This is a genomic window from Ruminococcus sp. CAG:379 (genome assembly GCF_000434255.1).
GTDB lineage: Bacteria > Bacillota > Clostridia > Oscillospirales > Ruminococcaceae > Ruminococcus_F > Ruminococcus_F champanellensis.
Window position 1 is genome coordinate 1 of sequence record NZ_FR894879.1, and the last position, 3623, is coordinate 3623.

A 3623-nucleotide genomic window follows, 5' to 3' on the forward strand; every position below is an offset into this window, starting at 1 on the left:
GCGTAGAAACAGCACGCAGAGCATCCAAGAACCCACAAACGCAACTGGTTCCATGATGCCTACAAAAAAGAACCCGGCATCTGCCGGGTTCCGCTTATTTCTTTTCCTTCAAAAACGCCGCATAATGATCGCAGACAGTCTTGGTATCTCCGAATTCGATCTGCTTGCCCTTATCCAGCCACAGCACCTTGTTTGCCATCCGGCGGATCTGATCCAGGGAGTGGGATACCAGCAGGGTGGTGGCGCCGTTTTTGATGACCTCCGCCATCTTCCGCTCGCTCTTTTTCCGGAATGCTCCGTCTCCCACGGACAGTACCTCGTCCAGGATCAGGATGTCCGGGTTTACCAGGCAGGCGATGGAGAATGCAAGCCGGGATTTCATGCCGGAGGACAACTGCTTGAAGCGGCGATCCTGGAATTCCCCCAGACCGGAGAAGTCGATGATCTCCTCGTACTTCTTATTCATAAATTCCCGGGTGTAGCCCAGCATGGCGCCCCGGAGGAAGGTGTTCTCCCGGACGGTCAGCTCTCCGTCAAAGCCGGTGCCCAGCTCCAGCAGGGAGGCGATGGTGCCCTCCACGCTCATTTTCCCGGTGGTGGGGCACATGATGCCGGAGATCACCTTTAAGAGGGTGGATTTCCCGGCACCGTTGCTGCCTACGATGCCCAGCAGATCCCCCTCCTCCAGGGAGAAGGATACATCGTTCACCGCCCAGAATTCCTTGACGTGATACTGGCGCTTCAGCTTCTGGATCACATAGTCCTTTAAGCCGATGTCGGTGAAATCTCCGGTGATGTACCGGACGGAAATGTTTTGTAATGTGACTTTTTTCATGCCGCACCCCTTACATATAATACAGGAACTTGTAGTTGTTCCGCTTGTAGATCAGCGCCCCGATGCTGATGGCAAGGAGGGCATACAGCAGGCACAGACCGTGGTGCCACAGGGGCGGGATGGTGTTGTACAGCACAATGGAACGGATGTAGGAGATGTAGGTGAACATGGGGTTCACATAGAACAGGTGCTGCACGGTGGTGCTGAAGGAGTCCACCGGGTAGAAGATGGCGGACAGGTACATGAGCAGCAGGGTGAAAATATCGTAGAGATACTGGATATCCTTGAAGATCACGAACATGGCGGAGAGGATGAAGCCCACTCCGATGTTGAAAACGATCAGACAGAGGATCGGGAACAGGAGCAAGAAGAATTTCGGGGTAAAGGGGATCCCGTCGATGGCAACGAACAGGAAGAAGATAATCAGGGTCAGCCCGAAATTGATCAGAGAGGATACGTTCTTGGACAGCAGGAACAGGTACTTAGGCACGTTGATCTTGGTGATGATATTGGCGTTCATCATCAGAGAATTCATGCCCCCGGTGGTGGATTCCTTAAAGAAGGAGTAGGTCAGATTTCCGGCAAACAGGTAGATGGTGTAGTGGGGGGTGGATCTGCCGAAGAATTTCACGAACACCACGCTCATGACCAGCAGCTGCAGCAGGGGGGAGAGGATGCTCCAGAACATGCCCAGTACGGTGCGCTTGTATTTTTTCTTGAAGTCCCGCTTCACAAGCTCCTCGAACAGAAAGCGGTGCTTCTGGAATTTACTCATCAGCGTCTGTGTCATGTTGATTACTCCACTCCTCGTCCTGTCCCTGTTCCAGCAGCGCACGCTGACGGGCACGTTCCTCGTTGATGGCTTCAAACTGATCCTTGACCTCGGCAAAGCTGTGGTCACGCTCCAGCAGATCCATGGTCAGCAGCTGGATGGACAGGTACCGCTGGTCGCCTCCGGGGATCCGGAGCTGACTGCGCTTGTATACATGGGAGAATTTGAACTGGATCTCGATTTTGCCGTCGGCACCGATCCAGGAACGGGGCACATCCAGTACGAACGCCTTGATGCCCCGGGTGAAGACCTCCCGGCGGGGGAGCCAGTGACCGTTGACTCCCACCTTTGCAAAGAATTTATACTGCTTGTACCGCAGATAGGGGCGGAACCGGATCTGGATGGCAAGATCCTTGCTGTCGGCGGGCACAAAGAAGCTGAAGTGTGCCTTTTTCCGCACCACCCATCTGCCGTGGGGGGTGGGAAGCTCGATGGCGTAGGTGTTGATATCCGGGCACCGGGCGAACTCCATGGAGAAATTTACCGGCAGGTGGTACAGGGTCTTGGTGTCGTTCCGGGTATCCACCAGGTATTGATAGAACCGGGCGCAGAAATCGCTGTTGTAGTAAAAGAATCTGTCCCGCTTCCGGCATTCCTCCTGGGAGAAGCGGAAGCCGGTGGCAAAGTAATGCCCCAGCATGCTGACGCATTCGTCCACGTTCTGTGCCACGTTGAAGATATAGTCCTCCTTGCCGCTGTAGGGGGCGGGCAGGTCGGTTTTATGCCCATAGGTGAGGCAATCCTCCGTATCCGGCACATTCAGGAAGATCACCGGCTTGTGCTGGAACCACATTTCAAAGCACATGGAGGAGTAGTCTGTAATCAGCAGGGCGGCGTTTTTCTTGGCGTCGGCAATCTCCTCGTCCTTGAGGATCTGTACCCCCTGGAGGATGTCGTTGCCGCAGACCTGCAGCACCGTGTGGTGCAGCGCCACCTGGACGGTGTAGCCGTTTTCCTCGATGAGCCGGTTGAACTCCTTGTTCCGCAGCAGGCTGGTGATGGTGCGTACATACACTGTATCCTGGATATCCTCGATATTCCGCAGGTACCGCCGGTGGGTGAAGTAGATAAAGATGCTCTTGTTGGACTGGGCGTGATCCGCACTGAGCAGATCCCACCGGAACAGCCCGTTTTTGACCAGGTTCTCCTCCTTGTAGCATGCCCGGTCCATAAACAGATTTTTCTCAAAGTCGTTGGAGATCATGATCTTGTCAAAGAGGAAGGCGCTGTAGGAGGACTGGGAGATGAAGTTGTCCTTGAAGAAATTGACCCCATGCTGGGTGAAGAAGGAGTACACATAGGGACTGCGCTTGCAGCCGTCGGTGATCCCCAGACACAGGGCGTGGAGCACCTGGAAGCCGCCGCAGATGAACTTGGTGGTCTTGAACAGCTCCTTCATATAGAAGGCGAAGGAGACAATGTTCTCGGCGCTGTAGGGGATGATGTTGTCCCCGTATTTTGCCTTGATCTCCGGGTAGGCGGCGCAGTGCTCGTTGATGATGTAGTAGGGGACAAAGTATTCGTTGTGCTGCTCGTAGATGTATTTGAACAGCTCGAATTCGTCCTGGGGAGAGGTGTCAGCCTCCAGGATAAAGTCGCAGGTGATGACCTTGTTGCGCTGGGTATTCAGCTGCATGGCCTGGACAATATAGTGGGAGATATAGCGGCGGAACGCCATATCCTGTAAACGGTTGATCTGGTATTTGATGCCTCCGAACATAGAAACTTCCCTTTCATTTGTGATGCGGATTCTGGGGTGCCGTCTTGATTTTTGGCGATATTGCACAGAGAAATTACATAAAAGCACCCCTGTACAGTACAGCCTTGCTGCATCAGAACATACAAATATTATTATAGCACCAATGGGGAGGGGTGTCAAGTATTGGGGGCGGCTTTGCTGCGCTGCTGTTTGTGGTCTTTTGTTTTTCTGCGGTCTTTGATGCTCTGCGTGCTGTT

The 3623-nt window shown here is 53.8% G+C and carries 3 protein-coding genes; all 3 read right to left on the reverse strand.

What is annotated here, in order from left to right; translation table 11 throughout:
- Positions 1-94 precede the first annotated feature (94 nt).
- The 3 genes from QVO51_RS04685 to QVO51_RS04695 are packed head-to-tail and all read right to left on the reverse strand — an operon-like array spanning position 95 to position 3387.
- Positions 95-835 carry an ABC transporter ATP-binding protein gene (locus QVO51_RS04685; protein ID WP_015557359.1) on the reverse strand — a complete coding sequence of 247 codons (741 nt, stop codon included), beginning with the start codon at positions 833-835 and terminating at the stop codon, positions 95-97.
- Positions 836-845: 10 nt separating this feature from the next.
- Positions 846-1625 (reverse strand): ABC transporter permease, encoded by a 780-nt coding sequence (locus tag QVO51_RS04690; protein ID WP_015557358.1) that lies wholly within the window; start codon positions 1623-1625, stop codon positions 846-848.
- Positions 1603-3387, reverse strand: coding sequence for a CDP-glycerol glycerophosphotransferase family protein (locus QVO51_RS04695; RefSeq protein ID WP_022357429.1), 1785 nt, complete (start codon positions 3385-3387; stop codon positions 1603-1605). The genes QVO51_RS04690 and QVO51_RS04695 overlap by 23 nt, the downstream gene beginning before the upstream one ends.
- Between the last annotated feature and the right edge of the window lie 236 nt (positions 3388-3623).